Origin of the sequence: Streptomyces sp. NPDC048434, from assembly GCF_043200375.1 — a bacterium.
Classification (GTDB): Bacteria; Actinomycetota; Actinomycetes; order Streptomycetales; family Streptomycetaceae; genus Streptomyces.
Genome location: NZ_JBICXQ010000043.1, coordinates 23,700 through 39,922 on the forward strand (window position 1 = coordinate 23,700; position 16,223 = coordinate 39,922).

At 71.5% G+C, this 16,223-nt stretch carries 15 protein-coding genes; 4 read left to right on the top strand and 11 right to left on the bottom strand.

Annotated features, from left to right (window positions below; translation table 11 throughout):
• The first annotated feature begins 194 nt into the window (after positions 1 to 194).
• On the top strand, positions 195 to 2,147 hold the full coding sequence (locus tag ACGFWI_RS35850) for an anthranilate synthase family protein (RefSeq protein ID WP_393910256.1): 1,953 nt from the start codon (positions 195 to 197) through the stop codon (positions 2,145 to 2,147).
• Here ACGFWI_RS35850 and ACGFWI_RS35855 read toward each other — a convergent pair.
• The 5 genes from ACGFWI_RS35855 to ACGFWI_RS35875 all read right to left on the bottom strand — a co-directional run bounded on the left by ACGFWI_RS35855 (position 2,113) and on the right by ACGFWI_RS35875 (position 7,322).
• Positions 2,113 to 3,129 (bottom strand): 2-hydroxyacid dehydrogenase, encoded by a 1,017-nt coding sequence (locus ACGFWI_RS35855; protein WP_393910257.1) that lies wholly within the window; start codon positions 3,127 to 3,129, stop codon positions 2,113 to 2,115. The genes ACGFWI_RS35850 and ACGFWI_RS35855 overlap by 35 nt on opposite strands.
• 189 nt (positions 3,130 to 3,318) lie before the next feature.
• Positions 3,319 to 4,347, bottom strand: a complete 1,029-nt coding sequence (locus ACGFWI_RS35860; RefSeq protein ID WP_393910258.1) for a 6-phosphofructokinase — start codon at positions 4,345 to 4,347, stop codon at positions 3,319 to 3,321.
• A 178-nt stretch (positions 4,348 to 4,525) separates the two neighbouring features.
• Entirely contained in the window at positions 4,526 to 5,170 is a 645-nt protein-coding gene (locus ACGFWI_RS35865) for a response regulator (protein ID WP_393910283.1), read from the bottom strand.
• Positions 5,171 to 5,190: 20 nt separating this feature from the next.
• Complete coding sequence (macS, locus tag ACGFWI_RS35870; protein ID WP_393910284.1) at positions 5,191 to 6,483, bottom strand: MacS family sensor histidine kinase; 1,293 nt, start codon at positions 6,481 to 6,483, stop codon at positions 5,191 to 5,193.
• A 92-nt stretch (positions 6,484 to 6,575) separates the two neighbouring features.
• Complete coding sequence (locus tag ACGFWI_RS35875) at positions 6,576 to 7,322, bottom strand: lysophospholipid acyltransferase family protein (RefSeq protein WP_393910259.1); 747 nt, start codon at positions 7,320 to 7,322, stop codon at positions 6,576 to 6,578.
• A 161-nt stretch (positions 7,323 to 7,483) separates the two neighbouring features.
• Here ACGFWI_RS35875 and ACGFWI_RS35880 point away from each other — a divergent pair, with 161 nt between their 5' ends.
• Entirely contained in the window at positions 7,484 to 8,281 is a 798-nt protein-coding gene (locus tag ACGFWI_RS35880; RefSeq protein ID WP_393910260.1) for an alpha/beta hydrolase, read from the top strand.
• Positions 8,268 to 8,861 (top strand): hypothetical protein, encoded by a 594-nt coding sequence (locus ACGFWI_RS35885; protein WP_393910261.1) that lies wholly within the window; start codon positions 8,268 to 8,270, stop codon positions 8,859 to 8,861. Before ACGFWI_RS35880 ends, ACGFWI_RS35885 begins: the two co-directional genes overlap by 14 nt.
• A 1-nt stretch (position 8,862) precedes the next feature.
• Here ACGFWI_RS35885 and ACGFWI_RS35890 read toward each other — a convergent pair whose 3' ends face one another.
• The 6 genes from ACGFWI_RS35890 to ACGFWI_RS35915 form a co-directional block, all read right to left on the bottom strand.
• Positions 8,863 to 9,612, bottom strand: a complete 750-nt coding sequence (locus ACGFWI_RS35890) for an endonuclease/exonuclease/phosphatase family protein (RefSeq protein ID WP_393910285.1) — start codon at positions 9,610 to 9,612, stop codon at positions 8,863 to 8,865.
• Positions 9,613 to 9,733: 121 nt separating this feature from the next.
• Entirely contained in the window at positions 9,734 to 10,675 is a 942-nt protein-coding gene (locus ACGFWI_RS35895; RefSeq protein WP_393910262.1) for an ROK family glucokinase, read from the bottom strand.
• Positions 10,676 to 10,797: 122 nt separating this feature from the next.
• Entirely contained in the window at positions 10,798 to 11,274 is a 477-nt protein-coding gene (locus ACGFWI_RS35900; protein WP_393910263.1) for a DUF5304 domain-containing protein, read from the bottom strand.
• A gap of 105 nt (positions 11,275 to 11,379) precedes the next feature.
• Positions 11,380 to 12,582 (bottom strand): ArsA family ATPase, encoded by a 1,203-nt coding sequence (locus tag ACGFWI_RS35905; RefSeq protein ID WP_393910264.1) that lies wholly within the window; start codon positions 12,580 to 12,582, stop codon positions 11,380 to 11,382.
• A gap of 2 nt (positions 12,583 to 12,584) precedes the next feature.
• Positions 12,585 to 13,088, bottom strand: coding sequence for an SRPBCC family protein (locus ACGFWI_RS35910; RefSeq protein ID WP_393910265.1), 504 nt, complete (start codon positions 13,086 to 13,088; stop codon positions 12,585 to 12,587).
• A 215-nt stretch (positions 13,089 to 13,303) separates the two neighbouring features.
• Positions 13,304 to 14,080: a metallophosphoesterase gene (locus ACGFWI_RS35915; RefSeq protein ID WP_393910266.1), complete on the bottom strand. Its 777-nt coding sequence runs from the start codon at positions 14,078 to 14,080 to the stop codon at positions 13,304 to 13,306.
• A gap of 274 nt (positions 14,081 to 14,354) precedes the next feature.
• On the opposite strand from ACGFWI_RS35915, the gene ACGFWI_RS35920 reads away from it, so the two are divergent.
• Complete coding sequence (locus ACGFWI_RS35920) at positions 14,355 to 16,151, top strand: AMP-dependent synthetase/ligase (RefSeq protein ID WP_393910267.1); 1,797 nt, start codon at positions 14,355 to 14,357, stop codon at positions 16,149 to 16,151.
• Positions 16,152 to 16,223 lie beyond the last annotated feature (72 nt).

Below are 16,223 nucleotides of genomic sequence, written 5' to 3' on the forward strand. Positions count from 1 at the left end.
GCACTGCACTCGGACGGTCCGGTAGGGTGCCCCTCATGTGCACGCGACCGACGATCAACAGCAACTGGTGGTGGACCGCTCATCCGGCGGCCCACTGATTCGCGCGCACACCACACACTTCGCGAAGGCCGCCCGAGGGGCGGCCTTCAGCCTTTCCGGCGGCCGTTCCTCCTCTCCCTGGAAGGAACCCCGTCATGCACCGCGAGCCTCCCGCCCGCACCGACGCCGCCGCACTCGTCCGACGGCTGCTCGACCCCGCCTGCCCGCCTTTCGCCCTGCTGCACCGCCGCTCCCCCGGGCGGGAGGCGGCCGCCACCGCCGAGGTGCTGATCGGTGAGGTCGACGAGGTCGGGCGGCTGGCCGACATCCCGCTGGGTGAGGGGGTGCCGGACGCGCCGGTGACCGATGCGCTCGCGCTGATCCCGTTCCGGCAGATCCGCGAGCGCGGCTTCCGGGCCCATGACGACGGCACGCCGCTGGCCGTGCTGCGCCCCCGCGAGAGCGCCGAACTGCCGCTGGACGAGCTGCTGGCGGCGCTGCCCGTGCAGGAGGTGCGGGTGACGGACGGGGCGTTCGATGTGGACGACGACGCCTACGCCGGGATCGTCGGGCGGGTGGTACGGGACGAGATCGGCAGCGGCGAGGGCGCGAACTTCGTCATCCGCAGGACGTTCGAGGGCGAGATCGCGGACTTCGCTGCGGCCGATGCGCTGGCGCTGTTCCGGCGGCTGCTGTCCGGTGAGCGCGGGGCGTACTGGACGTATGTGGTGCACCGCCCCGGGGTGCGCACCTTGGTCGGCGCCAGCCCCGAGGTGCATGTCCGGATGTCCGGGGGGACGGTCGTGATGAATCCGATCAGCGGCACCTACCGCTACCCGGAGGGCGGCCCCACCGCCGAGAGCCTGCTGACGTTCCTCGGCGACCGCAAGGAGGTCGAGGAGCTGTCCATGGTGGTGGACGAGGAGCTGAAGATGATGTGCACCGTCGGGGACAAGGGCGGGGTGGTGATCGGGCCCCGGCTCAAGGAGATGGCGCACCTCGCGCACACCGAGTACGAGCTGCGCGGCCGGTCCACCCTCGATGTGCGCGAGGTGCTCAAGGAGACGATGTTCGCGGCGACGGTCACCGGGTCGCCGGTGCAGAACGCCTGCCGGGTGATCGAGCGGCACGAGCCGGTGGGCCCGGACGGGCGGGGCCGCGGCTACTACGCGGGGGCGCTGGCGCTGATCGGCCGGGACGCGGGCGGCGCGCAGACGCTGGACTCGCCGATCCTGATCCGTACCGCCGACATCTCCGCCGAGGGCCGGCTGCGGGTGCCGGTCGGCGCCACCCTCGTGCGCGCCTCCGACCCGCACAGCGAGGTCGCCGAGACGCATGCCAAGGCCGCGGGGGTGCTGAGCGCGCTGGGGGTGCGGCCGGCACCCGCGCGCACGGCGGCCGGGGAGGCGCCGCCGCGGCTGGCCGACGACCCGCGGGTGCGGGCCGCGCTGGACGCCCGCCGCACCGACCTGGCGCCCTTCTGGCTGCGGATGCAGACCACCGCGCCGACCGCCGAGCTGAGCGGGCACGCGCTGGTCATCGACGCGGAGGACACCTTCACCGCGATGCTGGCGCATCTGCTGCGCACCTCGGGGCTGACGGTGACCGTGCGCCGCTTCGACGAGCCGGGGCTGCGCGAGGCCGCCCGCGCGCACCGAGGCCCGGTCGTGCTGGGCCCGGGGCCGGGCGACCCGTCGGACGCCGCCGACCCCAAGATGCGTTTGCTGCGCTCGCTGACCGCCGAGCTGGTCGCCGGACACCGCGACGGTCTGCTGGGGGTCTGCCTCGGGCATGAACTGCTCGCCGCCGAGCTGGGGCTGGAGATCGTCCGCAAGGAGGTGCCCTACCAGGGCGCACAGGAGCGGATCGACTTCTTCGGACGCGAGGAGACGGTCGGCTTCTACAACACCTTCACGGCCCGCTGCGACGACACCACGGCGGCCGAACTCGCCATGCACCGGGTCGAGTTGAGCCGGGACGCGGGGTCCGGCGAGGTCCATGCGCTGCGCGGTCCGGGCTTTGCCGGCGTGCAGTTCCACCCCGAGTCGGTGCTGACCCTGGACGGCGCCTCGGTCACCGCGCAGCTGTTGGCAGCTGTCCTCGTGTGACCAGCATGTTCTCGTTGGTGCGGTGGGCCAGGTAGTCCTCGACATTGGCCACGGTGGCCTCGATGATCTGGCCCACCGCCTCCTCGGTGAAGTACGCCTGGTGCGAGGTGATCAGCACATTCCCGAAGGTCATCAGGCGGGCGAGGGTGTCGTCGCTGATGATGTCCAGGGACTTGTCGAAGAAGAAGAACCGGGCCTCCTCCTCGTAGACGTCCAGGCCGACGCCGGTGAGCCGGCCGGCCTTGAGCGCCTCGACGAGGGCCACGGTGTCGACGAGTCCGCCGCGGCTGGAGTTGATCAGAATCGCGTCGTCCTTCATCGCGGCCAGCGCGGCCGCGTCGATCAGCTGCCGGGTGTCCTCCACCAGCGGGAGATGCAGGGTGATGAGATCCGCCTCGGCGAACAGCCGCTCCCGGGAGACGTACTTCATGCCCAGGGCGAGGCAGTTCGGGTTTTCGGCGAGGTCCCAGCCCAGGAGGTGCATGCCGAAGCCGTGGGCGATGCGGGTGAACGCCTCGCCGATCCTGCCGGTGCCGAGCACGCCCACCGTGCGCCCGCGCAGATCGCGGCCCATCAGGCCGTCCAGCCGGAAGTCGAAATTACGGGTGCGGTTCGTGGCCCGGACGATCCGCCGGTTGATGGCCAGGGCGAGGGCCCAGGCGAATTCGGCGACCGCGTAGGGCGAGTAGGCGGCGACCCGTCCGATGCTCATCCCGAGGTCGGCCGCGGCCTGCAGATCGACGTTGTTGAAGCCCGTGGAGCGCTGGGCGATCATCTTCGTCCCGCCGGCCGCGAGGACCTGCAGGACGTCCGCGCCCAGATCGGCGTTCACGCTGGAGCTGACGATCTCGTAGCCGTGCGCGATGGGGGCGGTGTCACGGTTGAGGAAGACATCCAGGCTGCGGACCTGGTGAGGGCCGGCGAAGGCCTTCTCCAGGAGCGGGCGCTCATCCGCCTGGACGCCGAAGGCGACGATTTGCACAAGCTCTCCAGGGTTCTTCCGCCGGATCAGATTCTCCCGCCTACGAGCGATAGGCCGGATATGTCGCGATGGACCGTAGGGCGAATATACGGCCCATCGCTCGGCGGTGCCGCCCGGAGTGGCGGACGGCACCGTGGGGCTGCGGGGTACGGGATGTGGGGTACGGGAAGGGCAGGACAGGGGCCCCGCTCAGCCGAAGAACACGCCGACCTCGGCATAGAGCGCCGGATCGACGGTCTTCAGCTGTGCGGTCGCCTCCGCGATCGGCACCCGGACGATGTCCGTGCCGCGCAGCGCGACCATCTTCCCGAAGTCGCCGTCGCGCACCGCGTCAATGGCGTGCAGCCCGAAGCGGGTGGCGAGCCAGCGGTCGAAGGCGCTGGGCGTACCGCCGCGCTGGGTGTGCCCGAGGACCGTCGTGCGCGCCTCCTTGCCCGTACGTGCCTCGATCTCCTTGGCCAGCCACTCCCCCACACCGGACAGCCGGACATGGCCGAAGGAGTCGGTGGAGTCGTCCTTGAGCACCATCTGGCCGTCCTTGGGCATCGCGCCCTCGGCGACGACCACGATCGGGGCGTAGCGGACCTTGAAGCGGGAGTCGATCCATCGGCAGACCTGCTCGATGTCGAAGCGCTGCTCCGGAATGAGGATGACGTTCGCCCCGCCGGCGAGGCCGGAGTGCAGCGCGATCCAGCCGGCGTGCCGGCCCATCACCTCGACGACCAGCACCCGCATATGGGATTCGGCGGTGGTGTGCAGCCGGTCGATGGCTTCGGTGGCGACGCCGACGGCGGTGTCGAAGCCGAAGGTGTAGTCCGTGGCCGAGAGGTCGTTGTCGATGGTCTTGGGGACGCCGACACAGGGGATCGCATGTTCGCCGGAGAGCCGGGCGGCGACGCCGAGGGTGTCCTCGCCGCCGATCGCGATCAGTGCCTCGACCTCCTCCTTGGCGAGCGTCTCCTTGATCCGGCGGACGCCGTCTTTCTCCTTGAAGGGGTTGGTCCGCGAGGAGCCGAGGATGGTGCCGCCACGGGGCAGAATGCCGCGCACCGCCGGGATGTCCAGCGGCATCAGGTCGCCTTCCAACGGCCCGCGCCAGCCGTCCCGGAAGCCGACGAAGTCGTATCCGTACTCCTGGGTGCCCTTGCGGACGATGCTTCTGATCACTGCGTTCAGACCCGGGCAGTCGCCACCGCCGGTCAGTACTCCGACCCGCATCGCTGCTTCACCTACATCCCGTCAGTGGCCGCGTACGGCCGTGTATGAGCCGACCCCGGTCACGCTAATGGTGATCTGGGTCACTCCGGGATGGGACAAACGGGGATGTCGGGGATTTACCGGGGAGTTGGCCGGGGCGTTCACCCGTACGAGCGGATCCGGCCGGTGAGCGCGCCGGTCACGCCTCGTCGAGGCCGCGCTCTATCGCATACCGCACCAGCTCCACACGGTTGTGCAACTGGAGCTTGCCGAGGGTGTTCTGGACGTGGTTCTGGACCGTGCGGTGCGAGATGACCAGCCGCTCGGCGATCTGCTTGTACGAGAGTCCCTTGGCGACCAGGCGCAGCACCTCGGTCTCCCGGTCCGTCAACTGCGGCGCGCCCGGCTCGTCCGACGTCGCCGGGGCCGGCTCGGTCGCCAGCCTGCGGTACTCGCCGAGCACCAGACCGGCCAGGCCCGGCGTGAACACCGCATCGCCGGCGGCCGTGCGCCGCACCGCGTCCAGCAGTTCCTCGGTGCTCGCCGACTTCAGCAGATAGCCGGTCGCCCCGGACTTGACCGCCTCCAGGACATCGGCATGCTCACCGCTCGCGGACAGCACCAGCACCCGCAGCGCCGGATTGGCGCCGACCAGCTCCTTGCACACCCGCACGCCGGGCAGCCCCGGCAGATTGAGGTCCAGGACCAGCACATCAGGCCCCGCGGCCTGCGCCCTGCGCACCGCCTGGAGACCGTCGCCGGCCGTCGCGACCACCTCGCACCCGGCCTCCGCCAGATCCCGTGCGACCGCGTCCCGCCACATGGGGTGGTCGTCGACCACCATGACCTTCAGCCCTTGCTCGCTCACTTTCCGGCCTTCCCCCGTTTTCCGCCCTTGGGCGCACCGCCCTTGGGGACCGTCAACTCCACTTCCGTGCCCTGTCCGGGGACCGAGATCCACTCCGCGCCGCCGCCCAGGTCCCGCAGCCGGCCGCGGATCGACAGAGCCACCCCCAAACGGCCCTCGCGCTCGGCGTCCGCGAGCCGGCCCTCGGGGATGCCGGGGCCGTCGTCGCGGACCGTCACGATCACCGCGTGCGGTTCGTCCTCCACCAGGATCCATGCGTGGGCACCGGCCCCCGCATGCACCCGTACATTGTCCAACGCGGCACTGACAGCGGCCGCGAGCTCGCCCGCCGCGGCGGGCGGCAGCGCGACCGGGGCACCGGGCTCGGAGAAGGTGACACCGGCGCCCGCGTACGGCGCCAGCAGGGCCCGGACGTCGCACGGTCCGGCGCCGGACGGCGCCGATGCGGACGTGGCAGGCGCCGCCGCGCCCTCCCCTGAGGGCTCGCCGGCCGGGTGCGGCACCGTGGGCACCGCGCCGCCGGGCCGGATCCCGGGCGGCGAGACCAGCCCGCCGGCGACCAGGGTCCGCAGCGCAACCTCCTGCTCACCGGCCATCCGTCCCAGTTCGGTCGCCTCGCCGCCGATCTCGGCGCCGCGCCGCTGCACCATCGCCAGCACCTGCAGCACGCTGTCGTGGATGTCGCGGGCCAGCCGCTCCCGTTCCCGGGTGGCGGCCTCGATCTGCAGGGCGCGGGCGAGGGTGCGCTCGCTGGAGCGGGCCACCTCGACGACATAGCCGAGGCCGACGCTGGCCACCCACACCAGCACCACGTTGTGGACGGTGTCGCGGGCCAGCTCCTGGCGCTCGACGAGATTGGCCACCGCCACGATGGTGGAGGCCACCGCGGCCCAGCGCCAGCCGCCCTTGATCGCGAAGCCCAGGACGGCGCCCGCCGTCCAGATGGACGGCAGCGTCGGCCCGCCGTCCATGATGCGGGCGTGGCTGTCGACCACCAGCGTGAGCAGGATGCCGCCGACCGCGAAGCCGAGGTCGGCGACCAGGAACTGCCGGGTGCAGCGCTCCGCCGAGGTGGTGCAGCGCCAGGTCAGCACCATCCAGACGGTGAGCACGCCCATGTAGGCGGCGGCACCCAGCGGATGCTCGTACCGCCGGTAGGAGAGCGCGACCAGGCACAGGGTGTAGACGAGGGTGAGGATCCGGTAGCCGGTGAGCGCGCGCCACAGCGGGAGCTCGACGGACATCCGCAGCACCTTCGGGGGGCGCTTGCCATGGCGTCGGGCGGCCATGGCGGCGCTCACCGTTCGTAGGTCCGTATCCGTGTCCGTCATTGCCGTCCCCTCGCCGGGCGCGCTCACGCCCGGTCTCGGCCCTGCTCGTGCTATTCGGCGGCCGCCTTCTTGGCCCGCTCCGCCTCGGCCTTCCTCTTCGCCTCGGCCTGTGCCGCCTCGGCCTTCGCCGCCTCGGCCAGCTGCCGCTTGGCCGCGGTCGCGTAGATGTCGACGTACTCCTGGCCGGACAGCTTCATGATCTCGTACATGACCTCGTCGGTGACCGACCGCAGGATGAAGCGGTCGCCCTCCATGCCCTGATAGCGGGTGAAGTCGAGCGGCTTGCCGATGCGGATGCCCGGCCGGATCATCTTCGGCACGACCTTGCCCGGCGGCTGCACCTTCTCGGTGTCGATCATCGCTACGGGGATGACCGGCGCCCCGGTGGCCAGCGCCACCCGTGCCAGACCGCCCGGCTTCCCGCGGTAGAGGCGGCCGTCCGGGGAGCGGGTGCCCTCCGGGTAGATGCCGAACAGCTCACCGCGTTCCAGCACCTCGATACCGCTCTTGATCGCCGCTTCGCCCGCGCCCCGGCCGCCCGAGCGGTCCACCGGCAGCTGGCCCACGCCCTTGAAGAACGCGGCCGTCAGCTTGCCCTTGACCCCCGGGGAGGTGAAGTACTCGGACTTCGCGATGAAGGTGACCTTGCGGTCGAGTACCGCGGGCAGGAAGAAGGAGTCCGAGAAGGACAGGTGGTTGCTCGCGAGGATCGCCGGGCCCTCGGCGGGGATGTTCTCGATGCCTTCCACCCAGGGCCTGAAGGCAAGCTTCAGCGACCCGCCGATGGAAAACTTCATTGCGCCGTAGATCAACCGACTGCCTCCTGTGTGTGACGCAAAGACCTTAACCTGCCCCGGTGGCGCGCTCGTCCGCGGCCGTCGCCGGACCTATCCGCCCGCCGTCACTTTGCGTACCCTGAGGTAACTCGCCAGGCCCCCTCATCGATCGGAGTCCCCCGGTGCCGCTCCTTCCCGGAGCCGAGCCGTTCCGCCGTGACGGCGGAGAGGTCGGCGTCCTTGTGTGCCACGGCTTCACGGGCTCCCCCCAGTCCGTACGCCCCTGGGCCGAATACCTGGCCGAACAGGGGCTCACGGTCAGTCTGCCGCTGCTGCCCGGTCACGGCACCCGCTGGCAGGACCTGCAGATCACGACCTGGCAGGACTGGTACGCCGAGGTCGACCGCGAGCTGCGGGCGCTGACCGAGCGCTGCAGCACGGTCTTCGTCTGCGGCCTGTCGATGGGCGGCGCGCTGGCGCTGCGGCTGGCCGCCAAACACGGCGACGCCGTCAGCGGGGTGGCCGTGGTCAACCCCGCCAACAAGGTGCATGACGCCGCCGGGCCGCTGCTGCCGGTGCTGCGCCATCTCGTACGGACGACCAAGGGGCTGACGAGCGATATCGCCAAGCCCGGCGCCGAGGAGGTCGGCTATGACCGGGTGCCGCTGCACGCGGCGTATTCGGTGCGCCGCTTCTTCCAGCAGGTCGACTCCGAACTCCCCGGTGTCACCCAGCCGTTGCTGGTGATGACCAGCCCGCAGGACCATGTCGTCCCGCCGGTGGACTCCGAGCGCATCCTGAGCCGGGTGTCCTCGACGGACGTCCGGCAGACTCTGCTGGAGCGCAGCTACCACGTCGCCACGCTCGACCACGACGCGGAGCAGATCTTCCGGGACACCTTCGCCTTCATCACCCGGCTCGCGCCGCACGCGCGGGCGGACGCGGCTCAGGAGGGGACGGCGGCCAGTGGCGGAGCGTAGCCCCCGCGACCCCCGGGACCCGCTGGACGAAGAGGCCGCCTGGGCCGAGATCGTGGCGGGCTACGGCGACCAGCCGTCGTTCCCCCCGGCGGGAGACCGCGTCGACGGCACGGACGAGCCGGCGGGGATCGACGGCACGAAGGACGCCGAGGAGGACACCGAGCAAGGCGCCGCGGACGGTGCCGAGGCAGGCGCCGAAGGGGACGAGGCCAAGGACGGCAAGGGCGACACCGCCCGTCCGGGCAGCTTTGTCGTCTTCGCGCCGGGTGTCGGCCCCCGCAACTGGACCCCCGCGGAGGCGTCCGACGACGACTTCGACGAGAGCGACGAGGGCCACTTCACCCCGCCCGAGCCGCCCCCGCTGCCGCAGGCTGATGTCACCACCAAGTTCGCCTGGATCGCGGTGATCGGCGGTCCGGTGCTGCTGGTGACCATGGTGCTGCTGCAGCAGCCGATGACGTGGTGGAGCACGGTCCTGGGCATCGGCGGCTTCCTCGGCGGCTTCGCCACCCTGGTGACCCGGATGAAGAATGACGACGAGGACGACAACGACCTGCCGGGCAGCGGCGCGGTGGTGTGAGTCAGCCCCCGGCCGGCACCCGCAGGGCGGCCAGCACCGGCAGATGGTCCGTCGCGGCCGTGAGGTCGCTCTCCCGCACCCCCGCCAGCCCGCTCGGCACACCGCAGCCGAGGACCTCCACACCCTTCGTGGCGAAGATCGCGTCGATCCGCTGATGCGGGTCACGGGGCGTGGAGGTGAGCTCCCCGCCCCACGGCTCGGCCGCCCAGGCATCGGTGAGCGCTCCCGCCAGCCGCCGGAAGCCAGGGCCTTCCGGCCGCTCGTTGAGGTCGCCCCCGGCGACGGCGTACGGCACGTCCAGGGCGGCCAGCCGTTCCAGCAGCAGCCCGGCCTGCTCGGCACGCTCCCCGGCGGCGAGGCTGAGGTGGCAGCTGAGCACACCGAGCCGGGCCCCGCCGATCCGGACCACGGCGGTGGCGAAACCGCGCTGGTGCAGTCCGGGGTTGCGGGGCAGCAGTACGTCCTCCGTGCGCTCCACATGGGCGCGCAGGGTGGAAAGAATCATCGGGCCCGCGGTCGTGCCGCCGCCGGTGACGTACACCAGCCCGGCCGCGCGGGCCAGCCGCTCGGCGGCCTTGCGCCAGCGGAAGAACCGCGGCGCCTCCTGGACCAGCACGAGATCGGGGGCACAGGCCTGGATGACCCTGGCCAGCGCCGCCCGGTCGTCGCGCATCGAGCGGATGTTGTAGCTGAGTACCCGGATCACGGCCGTACCGTCGGGCTCGGTACGGGAGTCGGGAAGCGGGATCAAGGCGGCGGGTCCTCTCACCGGGATCGTCACGCGGCCAAGATAGAGCACCGTCCGCCGCATCCCTGGGGGACGCGACGGACGGTGCCGTACCGATGAGCGGGCGCTGACGGCCCTCGGGCGGTCAGCCCTGGCGCGCCAGGTCGGCCGCGCCGACCAGACCGGCCTTGCCGCCGAGCTGGGCGGCGAGTACCTGGGCGTGCGGCCGCCACTGGTTGCCGACCAGCCAGCGGCGGAAGGACTTGCGGATCGGTCCCAGGACCAGTTCGCCCTCGTCCGAGACGCCGCCGCCGACGATGAAGGCCGACGGGTCGAAGAGCGAGGCGAGGTCGGCGAGACCGGCGCCGGCCCAACGGGCCAGTTCGCGGAACGAGTCGATGGCGACCGCGTCGCCCTGGCGGGCGGCCTCGCTGATGTGCCGTCCCTCGATGCCCTCGGAGGTGCCGTCGCCGAGCGCCAGCAGGATCTCGGCGTTCTCGGGGGTGGCGAAGGCCCGCTGGCGGGCGTAGCGCAGCAGGGCACGGCCGGAGGCGTACTGCTCCCAGCAGCCCTGGCTGCCGCAGCCGCAGAGCAGGCCGTCGGGCACGACCCGGATGTGCCCGAATTCGGCGGCGACGCCGAAGCGGCCGCGGCGCAGCTTGTTGCCGATGATGATGCCGCCGCCCAGGCCGGTGCCGAGCGTGATGCAGATGACGTCGCTGTGCCCCTGGCCGGCGCCGAACTTGTACTCGCCCCAGGCCGCGGCGTTGGCGTCGTTCTCGACCACCACGGGGAGGCCGACGCGCTGCTCGACCTTGTCCTTGAGCGGTTCGTGCCGCCAGTCGATGTTCGGTGCGAACAGGACCGTGGCCCGCTTCTCGTCGACATAGCCGGCGGCACCGATGCCGACGGCCTCGACATGATGGCCGGCCCCGACGGTACGCACCGCGTCCGCGATGGCCTCGGTCAGCGCGTCGGTGGCATGCGGAGTCGGAACCTTGCACGTCTCAAGGATCGAGCCCTCTTCGTCGACCACGCCGGCCGCGATCTTCGTGCCGCCGATGTCGACGCCGATGGTGAGTCCCATGTGTCCCTCAGTTTTTCGCTCGAACCCCGCCAGGACCCACCGTACCGGAGGTGGCGGCGGCGACCGTGCCCTTCAGGCGTCGGACGTGGGCGGCCTCCCCCGTGGTGCGGGGCCGTGGGGGCTCAGTCGAGATCGATCCGCTCGGTGCCGGTGGGGCCGTCGTCGTCGCGCGGATCGTCGCCGCGGCGGCCGTCGGGACCCTCGTCGAGGTCGTCGCGGGTCCAGCGGCGCTCGCTGCTCTCGACCGCGGAGCGGTAGGCGGCGAGCAGTTCGGAGCCGGCCGCGGCGAGGTGGTCGAAGAGGTCGGGGTTGCGCTCGATGACCGGCTCGACGGCGGCCTTGGCCTGCTTGAACAGCTGGTTGACGGCTCCCTGCGCGGCGATTCCGCCCAGTGCGCCGGGCAGCTGGATGCCGGCGAGCTTGTCGGTCACCGCGTCGGCGAGCTTGCGCAGCTCCTCCGCCGCGCTGCCCGGCTGCGGGCCATGGGCGGCCCGGTGCCGGGTCTTCTCGGCCGCGAGGTCCTCGGCACAGGCCGTCTCCCAGGCGTCGGCGTCGGGCTCGGCCCCGCGGTCGGCGGGGCGCTCGGTGGCATCACTCATGAGGAACTCCGTGACTCCTGCGGCGAGGCGGGACGGCGAAGGGTGCGGGACGGGCGCGTCAGAGCCAGGCCCACTCTCGACGGTACCCGAACGGTGGTACCGCGTTCAGTCGCTCTTGGGCCACAGCTCCGGATCCGGCGTGAAGCGGATCTCCAGGGCGCCGTCGTGCAGTCCGGCGCCGGAGACGGTGCAACGGCGCAGCACGGAGGGGAGCGTGCGGATCCGCCGGAAGCGGCCGACGGTGACCACGATCTCGTCGCCGCGGCGCACCAGGCCGAGGCCCTTGCGTTCGGCGCCGGGCAGCGGCACCCGCCAGATGAGGAGGCCGTCGGCGGCCAGCCGGTCCTCGACGGTCCAGGGGTCGGGGCGGGGCCCGTCGACGGGTCCGTCCGCGCCGATCTCGCCGGTCGGCCCGTCGATCAACTCGTCCAGCTCGTCGACGCCCTGCGGGTCGCGGCCCAGGTGCGGCACCTCGTGGACCGGGATGTCGGGGAACTCCTCGCGCAGCGCCTTGAGGGCCGTCTGCTGGCTGCCGGAGAGCGCGGCGAGGAACGGGTCCGCCGAGCCGGTGGGCAGCAGCCGGTTGACGATCACACCGTCGGTGCGCCGACCGTGCAGTGCCAGGCCGGCGCGGAGGGTGCGCAGGTTGGCGGCGGCGACCGGGCCGGCGTCGGTGACCAGGCGTACGGACGTGCCGGGGTCGTCGATCGCCCGCTGGACGGCGGCGAGTTCGCGCTCCCAGCGCTCGGCGGCGTCGTAGAGCTTCTGGGCCGGCATCGGGACGCCGGCGAGCTGGGCGAGCACCGGACGCAGCGCGCGGGCCGCCTGGCGCTCGGGCGGCAGCAGCCGGCGCAGATAGCGGCGTATCTGAGCCGGCAGGGCGAGCAGCCGGATGGCTTCGGCGGCCGAGGGCATGTCGACGACGACCATGTCCCAGTCGCCCGAGGCGTGTTCGGCGCGCAGCGCGTGCAGCAGCGCGAAGTCCTCGGAGCCGGGGAGTTCGGTGAGTTCGTCCTCGTCCAGGGGGCTGGCGCCGAGCAGGTCGAGGGCCGCGCCGGCCCGGTCCTGGAAGGCGAGGAATTCCTGGCGGAAGCGGTCGCCGGGGTCGATGCGCAGGGCGTGCAGGCCCGGCGCTATCGGGGTGGGGGCGTCGGCACCCAGGGGGGTGCCGAGCACCGTTTCCGGGGCGCTGCTCCCGGTGGTGAGCAGGAGTGCCCGCGCGCCCCGGCGGGCGCCGGCCAGGGCGGTCGCGGCAGCCAGCGTGGTGCGGCCCGCGCCGCCGGGGCCCGTGACGAGGACGATGCGCACGCTCAGAGCTTCTTGGCCTCGTCGGCGGACTCGGCCGCGTCGGCGGGCCCGGCGGCGTGATCGGCGGGACCGCTCTCGACGCGCTTCTTCAGCCCGGCCAGCGCCCGGTCGATGATGACCTTCTCCGCCTTGCGCTTGATCATTCCGAGCATCGGGATCTTGACGTCGACGGTGAGCTGGTACGTCACCTCGGTGCGCGCGCCGTTGCCCTGCGCGGCGAGGCGGTAGGAACCGTCCAGGGCGCGCAGCATCTGGGACTTGACCAGGGACCAGCTGACCTCGTTGTCGCCGGTCCAGGTGTAGGCGAGGGTGTGGTCGTCCTTGATCGCTCCGGCGTCCAGCAGCAGGCGTACCTGCTCGGCGCGGCCGCGGTCGTCCTTGGCAAGCACCTCTGCCTCTTTGACCTCGCCGGTCCATTCCGGATAGCGGTCAAAGTCGGCGATCACTCCCATCACTTCGGCGGGTGCCGCCTCGATCGTGATGCTCGAGCTGGTGTGTTCGGCCATCGCCGTGACTCCTCCATGCCGATTCATGCCGGTCCGCCGACTCTTCCCCAAGCTCTCGGCTCCGTTGGAGCAGGGGAGACCCTGTTTACGCTGTGTCTCTGCTGCTGAAGGCTACCGCGCGGGGGAACGCGGGCGGACACCAGCAGGCCCGGCGCGACCGGTCGGGACGGCCGCCGGCCACTCACCACCGGGCTCACGACCAGAGACGTCCTGGCTCACCACTCCATGACATAGGGCGTCCCGGTCGCATTGAAATGGCCGACATTGATGCATTCCGTGCCGTCGATCCGGACCCGTCGGGCGAGCGGCTGGTGCACATGGCCGAAGAGGGCGTAGCGCGGCCGGGTGGTGCGGATCGCGTGCAGCAGGGCCGCGCTGCCACGCTCGAAGCGGCGGGCGACGGTGTCGTAGCAGAGCTCGGGGACATCGGGCGGGATATGGGTGCACAGCACGTCCACCTCGCCGACCGCCTCGATCTTGGCGGCGTACTCCTCGTCGCTGATCTCGTACGGGGTGCGCATCGGTGTGGTCAGCCCGCCGCCGACGAACCCGAAGACCCGGCCGCCGAGCTCCACCCGCTGGCCGTCCAGAACGGTGGTGCCGGACGCGGCGTATTCGGGCCACAGGCGCGGGATGTCGACGTTGCCGTAGGTGGCGTACGTGGGGGTGGGGAAGGCCGCGAAGAGTTCGGCGTACTGCTTGCGGACCGCGCCCTCGATGACCGACTCCCGGCTCACGCCCGTACGGTCCAGTTCCCCCCACAGCCGGCGGCCCAGTGCGCGGGCCTCCTCGAAGCGGCGGGCGGTGCGCAGTTCAACCAGTGCGTCGGCCATCTCGACGCCGAAGAGGTCGGGGAAGATGCCGCGCGAATGGTCGGCGTAGTCGAGGAAGAGGACCAGGTCACCGAGGCAGAGCAGGGCGTCGGCGCCGGTTCCGGCCGCCGCGAGGTCCCGGCTGTTGCCGTGTACGTCACTGACCACATGCACACGCATGGCGTCACCCTAAATCGCTCGGGCGCGCGCGGGGAGAGGTCCTGGGCCTGGGGTTACTTTCGGGTCACCGACCCGCTGGTCTAGTCTGCGCGGGACAAGTCCCCATGGCGTGTCCGGCAGCGTGTGACGCATCGAACATCTGGCCGTTCCCCCCTATCCCAAAAGCAATACCCATGGGTAACGTCCGGGCAGTCCAATCCCCCCTGCATGACCATGGACCGCCGCCGGTGTACACACAGCGTCGTGGCGCCGGCGCTTTTGAGGAGCATCAGTCTTGCGCGAGTTCAGCCTTCCGGCCCTGTACGAGGTCCCCGCGGACGGCAATCTGACGGATCTTATCCGCCGAAATGCCGCGCAGCACCCGGATGTTGCCGTCATGGGACGCAAGGTGAACGGCGGGTGGCAGGACGTCACCGCCGCCACCTTCCTCGCCGAGGTCCGCGCCGCCGCCAAAGGACTGATCGCTTCCGGAGTCCAGCCCGGTGACCGGGTCGGCCTGATGTCGCGCACGCGCTACGAGTGGACGCTGCTGGATTTCGCCATCTGGAGCGCCGGCGCCGTCACCGTCCCCGTATACGAGACCAGTTCGGCCGAACAGATCCAGTGGATTCTCGGCGACTCCGGCGCGGTGGCCTGCCTGGTGGAGTCCCCCACCCACGAGGCGACCGTCGAATCGGTCCGCGACCGGCTGCCGGATCTGGAGAACATCTGGCAGATCGAGCGGGACGCCATCGCCCGGCTGCGGGCCGCGGGCTCCGGCATCTCCGACAACGAGGTGGATGCGCGCAGCGCGCTCGCCGACGCGGACTCGCCGGCCACCATCGTCTACACCTCCGGCACCACCGGCCGCCCCAAGGGCTGTGTGCTCAGCCACCGCAGCTTCTTCGCCGAGTGCGGCAACATCGTCGAACGACTGCGTCCGCTGTTCCGTACCGGTGACTCCTCGGTGCTCCTCTTCCTCCCCATCGCGCATGTCTTCGGCCGGCTGGTGCAGATCGCCGCGGTGATGGCGCCCATCAAGCTGGGCCACGCCCCCGACATCACGAACCTCACCGAGGACCTCGCCTCCTTCCGCCCGACGCTGGTCCTGGGCGTGCCCCGGGTCTTCGAGAAGGTCTACAACTCGGCGCGGGCCAAGGCGCAGGCGGACGGCAAGAGCAAGGTCTTCGACAAGGCGGCGGACATCGCGATCGCCTACAGCCGCGCGCTGGACACCCCGGAGGGCCCGGCGTTCGCACTGAAGCTGAAGTACAAGGTCTTCGACCGGCTGGTCTACAGCAAGCTGCGTGCCGTCCTCGGCGGCCGCGCCACCCATGCCATCTCCGGCGGCGCCCCGCTCGGTGACCGCCTCGGCCACTTCTACCGCGGCATCGGCTTCACCGCCCTGGAGGGCTACGGCCTGACGGAGTCCTGTGCGGCCACCGCCTTCAACCCCTGGGACCGGCAGAAGATCGGCACCGTGGGCCAGCCGCTGCCCGGCTCGGTCGTGCGGATCGCCGACGACGGCGAGGTGCTGCTGCACGGCGAGCATCTCTTCACCGAGTACTGGAACAACCCGTCGGCCACCAAGGAGGCGCTGTCCGACGGCTGGTTCCACACCGGCGACATCGGCACCCTCGACGAGGACGGCTACCTCGCCATCACCGGCCGCAAGAAGGAAATACTGGTCACCGCGGGCGGCAAGAACGTCGCCCCCGCAGTGATCGAGGACCGTATCCGGGCGCATGCCCTGATCGCCGAGTGCATGGTCGTCGGCGACGGCCGTCCGTTCATCGGCGCGCTGGTCACCCTCGACGAGGAATTCCTGCCCCGCTGGGCCGAGGAGCACGGCTACCCCACCGATGTGACGCCGTCTCAGGTCACCGGGGACCCGGAGCTGCTGGCCGCCGTCCAGCGCGCCGTCGACGACGGCAACGCGGCCGTCTCCAAGGCCGAGTCGGTACGCAAGTTCCGTATCCTGCCGACCCAGTTCACCGAGGAGTCGGGGCATGTCACGCCGTCGCTGAAGCTCAAGCGGAACGTGGTGGCGAAGGACTTCGCGGAGGAGATCGAGGCGATCTACCGCGCATAGGGGGCCCACACCGCCCCCGAACCGGTTCGGTACCGCCGGGATCCGCCGTCGTGGCTGCGCGCCACGGCGGCG